Here is a 5,355-nt window from a genome sequence, read left to right as displayed (position 1 = left end):
TGATTGTTCTTTTTAAAGACATCCATACCATCCCTTTCGAAAATCTGATTACACTAAAAAAGACCTTTCCATATAGATAGTAAAGGTCTCGCGAACAACCTAAGTTCCCAACAAAGCAGAGGGTAAAGCTGTCCAAATACTCCTCCTAAAAAAAGGATCAAAGTATTTTCTTATTTTATTTAGTATATTTTTAATTATGACGGGAGTCAAATTTTAACTGATTTTTTCACTTAAAGTATTGATGAGAGGTTTGTTGAACCAGGTGTTGGAATACTTGGTGTAAGAATAAAATAGTAGGGGTGATTTTATGAAGAAAATTCAGCTAATAATAATTTTATTTAGTATGTTATTTGTTTTGGTAGCTTGTACAACAGATGAAACTACTATAGAAGAAATAGAATTACCTGAAGATATACCTGAGTTTGTACAAAAAAATGATTTTGAAGCTATAAATTGGGAAGAAAAAGCAGTTAAATTTGGTAATAGAGGTATCATTGGGAATGAAAATAAGTCAGGCGTCATTGGTGCTGATATGCCTAGTTTAAGCAATCAAAAGTGGATGTGGCATCTATGGGGAATGGATAATCTTGAGAACATAGAATTAACGGTGGTTGGTTTTCATAAAGAAACAGGAACTGTCCACCAAATTCTAATTGATGGATGGACAAAAACTCTTAGTGGACCAAATAACGGTGCAGATGCACATACACCATCAACAGTAAAAATACCAGAGTCGGGAGTGTGGGCTGTATTACTTTATACCGATGGTGAATTATTTGATACATTAATATATGAAATAAATGAATAGTATTCAAGAGATTGCTTGTTCAACTATAGGAGTGCTTTACTTGAATAAAAGAATATCTCTGAAATATTTTAAATAAGTTTTGGGGTGTTTAACACCAATGAAAACAGTATTTATTGTATTTATAGTATTTTTCTTGTTTTCACAAATATAAATTATGAGCCATTAAAATTTTTTGGGAGATATTTATACATCTATTAGTCAATCAGCATTTTCTATTATTATAGGATTCGTTCATGTTTGCTTTTTTATTTTTTGGGATTGCTAGAAGTATCTGATGTCTTTTAAAGCAAGAAGTCAGAATAGTATATTTTTAATCCCACTCCGAAAATAAATCTAACTATCAATAAGGAATAAAATGATAACAGGAAGAGATGAGGTGATTTTATATTAGATAAACTGAGAAAAATGAATATGAAAACTGCGGTAATTATGGGGATTATTTTTTACTCTTTGACGATCTTAATTCATGTTCTAATAATTAGCGGCATTATTCCATTCACATGGGTTAACGGTGGACGGTCTGAATCCTTCGCTACTCAGTTTCCAATATCTATAATCAATACCATTATTTCTATTGTTGGAGGAGTTTTTACGCTAATTGTTGGCAGAAATATAGTATATAATTACAAAAGAAAAAGAGGGATAACCGTTATATGTTGGTTTTTTGTTGTACTTTGGTCTATTGGGCTTATACAACAATTTTTTGGAACACCTTTTGAAAAAGTGGTTTGTTCCTTAATATTGTTCCTTGGAGTCATCTCGAATTTACGTATGGCGATTGAAAAGAGATAGCAGTAACATTAACAAGTTTTTGACATGATGCACTTAAACTAACGTGGCAAGAGGAATTGTTACGATTGTTTTTTTTATTGTGCTATGGGCCAGGAGAATTAAAGAAGTTATTGAAGAATGATCCATCGTTTTATTTATTCGAAGATATTAATGAATATAAGAATTGGAGGAGAGGAAAGCAATTGTGTACACAAAGTACGGTCCCCCCGACGTCCTTCAACTGAAAGAGGTAGAAAAGCCGACTCTCCGGGAAAATGAAATAATGGTAAAAGTAAAAGCGACAACCGTAACTGTAGCAGATATTCGGGTACGGAGTTTTACAGATCCTCTCTCTTTTTGACTGCGTGCTCGAATAACACTCGGTTTTAGACAACCCAAAAAAACTACATTGGGGTGGAGTTAGCATCCTACCGCACTTTCGCTTGCTGGCCTCCTCATGCAAGTAACGGGTGTTTCCATTACTCGGATGAGGAGGTTTTTTCTTCTCCCACAATCATTTTACTCATACTCTTTTTAGTTATTTTATTTAAAAATGGATAAATAAGCGAGATAATATACTTATTTCGCAGATTTTGATTACTTGCTTGCTATTAAATACTTACACACACCGCTGTTCTCACTTAAACCCCCAATTTTTTGTGATCCTTCCATGTTGGAATTCCTTTCTTTAATAAAATATTTTTAGCCGTTGGTGAACTACTGAATAATGATAAATTTCTGAGTGTTTAATAAACCGCTTTTATTTCTCTAAAAATATATGACAGCTTACTGGAATCGGGGGAGGAATGATCATAAATAATCAAATTCTCAAGGGATTTAGCCATCCGGAAATGGGACATGTTTTAGTTCGTAAGCATGAAAATGACCCATTTGCAGGTGCTTGTCCCTTTCATAAGGATTGCTTGGAAGGAATAGCGTCTGGTAAAGCTATTGAAGAACGAATTAACAAAAAAGGTAACGAACTTTCTGTAAGTGAGCCATTCTGGGAGATTGAAGGCAATTATATGGCTCAAGCACTTATGACATATACATTAACACTTAGACCAGATAAAATTATCCTTGGTGGTGGTGAGATGGCGCAGGGACATTTACTTCATTCAATTAGAAGTCAATTTGAAAAGCTGTTAAATGGATATATTTTAACACCACAACTTACAAGTTATATAGTTTCACCAGGTTTAAAAGATGATGCTGGTATTGTCGGTGCGTTATTATTAGCAGAAAAAGTAAAATAAATTGTATAAGGTAGTTGAATAATAAAAAGGGGGCTTTGTATGAAAAAATTACTCAACCCTTTTTGCTCTTCCAATACTCAATAGATTCCTAAAGCATAAGTTCATTAACTACTTCTTTAATTTGAAAGTGCCTCCGAAATGTGATAATAAAAGAGACTGGCGGTGTTTATTATGTTTAATAGGTAAAATGACAGTGAATCGGTCAACATATGGATAGATAACGAAAGAAGAATTTTAAGAAACTTAAAAGTATTTTCTAGCTTTAGTATTGAAAGTGGATAGAAGATTTTTGGTAGTATCAAGGAGTCTCTCAGTACTAGGAAAGGGGGACAGGTTCTGGTATGGATCTCACCTGGTTATACTTTCAACTTTTCGATGGGTTCGGAGTAACCGTATATGAAGGAATGGGAAAAGATAGTGTCCGGTATAATCTTCAGATTTTGACTAAAAGAAATATGGGAGAAAATGTAACGAACATGATTGAAGAAAATGAGCCGAATGCCTTTATCATTTCTTATGAGCTACGTAAGTTTAAGGGAGGATATCTTTTAAAAGCTATGAAAAAAAAGAAAAGAAAATCATAAACTGTCTTTTACCTTGAAATGGAGCTTACAAACATAATATGAAGACGATTCCTCTAATTGAAGAATCGCCCTCTTATGAAAATTAGAATAGAGAAATTCCTTTTCCATGAAACTCATTAATGGGGCTAACTCTCTATCTTTCTGTGAATTGTTTAAGTCGGAATGTACGATCTTTTCATATTCTTTTTGGTACACATGTAACAATTGGCATCTATATACAAGCATCAGATCATTCTACGTTCTAATTTCAAACAAAGAGAGCCTGTTTTGAGTCGATTACAATCAAAAGCAGGCTCTCCATCTAACGCCCTTTTATCCAGCCGAACTTTTTTAATATCTACCATTTATTCATACCAACAATGATAAGTTTATCCGATTGGATAGGGAGCGTTGGTACCAGTGCTACCCTTTACCTCTTAGTAAGAGAACTTCATCATTTTGATAAATGGCTGTGAAGTAGGGGAATCTTTAATCGGTGTATCTCTTCGGCAACCAGTTCAGCAATTTGCTTCGCACCATTTTCTTGAAAATGTGTATTGTCACTTACACCCTCTGGATAATTAGGGTGTTCGCCTTCGGCAAACCACATGAAGAGATCTTTACTTCCTTCTGGTCCAAGTTGATTGTACAAGTCGATACTTCTTTCAGACATGTCGATAACCGGCACTTGTTCTTCTTCTCCAAGCTGCTTCATCGCTTCTGGATACTCTCCGTGTGACCGCATTGCTTGTCCATCTTCTGTAAACCTTCTTCTTTCTACCGGCGTTAATAAAACCGGTATAGTCCCTTTTTCACGAGCTCCATCAATATACTGTTTCAAATAGCTTTTATAAGTTGAGAAGGGTTCTGTATAACGAGCAGGGTCATTTGACTTTGAATCATTATGTCCAAACTGAATGAATAAGTAATCTTTCTTTTCAATTTCAGCAAGTATATTGTCTAGCCGGCCTTCATCAATAAAGCTTTTGGAACTTCTCCCTGAGGTGGCTTGGTTTTGGACTACAATTTTTTTATCAAACATTGGGTCAAGTACTTGGGCCCACCCTGTACGAGGAGCTCGGTCTTTCCCATAATAAGATGCAGTTGAATCACCCGCTATATAAATGGATACATTATTTTCATGGCTTTCTTCTGTCCCGGAGGATGAATTTGCCATAGCCGTTTGAGTCCCCCATCCTAAACTGATAAAAATCAATGCAGCAAATAGTAACATGCCTTTCTTGCGAATTTTTCTCATTGTCTCACTCCTTTTATAAGTTATAACTCTTCTTAACTTTATTTCTTGTTTTCCTCTCACCATTCCACCTCTTTCCTATTAGTAGTAAAGGACTGGATTCACACCTTATCCCTCTTAAACAAATTATAACAACATTGTTATTACATATTTTGCTCAAATCATTCATGTATCTTACATTTATCGAGAGGTTGAGTCGTTAGCGAAAAAAAGCGTTTTGATTTAGTACGCAAAATAATAGTAGGAAGTTATTCTCGCGTTTTTGGTGTAAATCATAGAGCGAGTTTTTTCTGCTATAAATCCACTACTACAGAGCTGTATTCGTAAACACGTAAACGTTGTTTCTGGGATAGGAGAGTTTAGTAGCGAAAGGGGGCTGTGACTTCAGGGGGAACAGCAACGGCTGATGAATCAGTAGGGTGGTTTTAAGGTCACCGATAAAGTCTGAAAACAACCTGGTAATGGATTCGCACTTCGCAATCCTATTAGGATAAATACGCCACTAATAGGCTTTTAAAAGATGCGGTGGCTTCGCTCATTACATCAGACAGGCCCTGAAAAAGTTGGTTTTTACTATTTCAGGGCCTTTGGTGGTTGCCTGAGGAGACTTAAGATTTGCACGTGGAAAGTGCGAATTCCAGTTACCATGTTAAGAATCAGCAGATTTTTTCCTTTGAAAAGGATTTAAAACTACCTCACCGG

The 5,355-nt window shown here is 35.2% G+C and carries 5 protein-coding genes and 1 pseudogene; 5 read left to right on the top strand and 1 reads right to left on the bottom strand.

The genetic code is table 11. The features are described 5' to 3' along the window. The first annotated feature begins 307 nt into the window (after window positions 1–307). The 5 genes and pseudogenes from ACHABW_RS25285 (at window position 308) to ACHABW_RS25265 (ending at window position 3,419) form a co-directional block, all read left to right on the top strand. Window positions 308–808 (top strand): hypothetical protein, encoded by a 501-nt coding sequence (locus tag ACHABW_RS25285; RefSeq protein WP_435759755.1) that lies wholly within the window; start codon window positions 308–310, stop codon window positions 806–808. Window positions 809–1,219: 411 nt separating this feature from the next. Continuing rightward, window positions 1,220–1,600 (top strand): hypothetical protein, encoded by a 381-nt coding sequence (locus ACHABW_RS25280; protein WP_435759753.1) that lies wholly within the window; start codon window positions 1,220–1,222, stop codon window positions 1,598–1,600. Window positions 1,601–1,763: 163 nt separating this feature from the next. Beyond that, window positions 1,764–1,937 (top strand): annotated as a pseudogene (locus ACHABW_RS25275) (NAD(P)-dependent alcohol dehydrogenase); the annotation flags it as partial. A gap of 436 nt (window positions 1,938–2,373) precedes the next feature. After that, on the top strand, window positions 2,374–2,835 hold the full coding sequence (locus ACHABW_RS25270; protein WP_435759757.1) for an ROK family protein: 462 nt from the start codon (window positions 2,374–2,376) through the stop codon (window positions 2,833–2,835). A 341-nt stretch (window positions 2,836–3,176) separates the two neighbouring features. Beyond that, window positions 3,177–3,419, top strand: a complete 243-nt coding sequence (locus tag ACHABW_RS25265; RefSeq protein ID WP_435759751.1) for a DUF2179 domain-containing protein — start codon at window positions 3,177–3,179, stop codon at window positions 3,417–3,419. Window positions 3,420–3,852: 433 nt separating this feature from the next. On the opposite strand, the gene ACHABW_RS25260 is transcribed toward ACHABW_RS25265, so the two are convergent. Then, on the bottom strand, window positions 3,853–4,656 hold the full coding sequence (locus tag ACHABW_RS25260) for a rhamnogalacturonan acetylesterase (RefSeq protein ID WP_435759749.1): 804 nt from the start codon (window positions 4,654–4,656) through the stop codon (window positions 3,853–3,855). Between the last annotated feature and the right edge of the window lie 699 nt (window positions 4,657–5,355).

This window comes from Salipaludibacillus sp. CF4.18, assembly GCF_051262595.1.
GTDB lineage: Bacteria > Bacillota > Bacilli > Bacillales > Salisediminibacteriaceae > Salipaludibacillus > Salipaludibacillus neizhouensis.
Note: the sequence above shows the minus strand (reverse complement) of the source record. Positions and strands in the feature narration are given on the sequence as shown.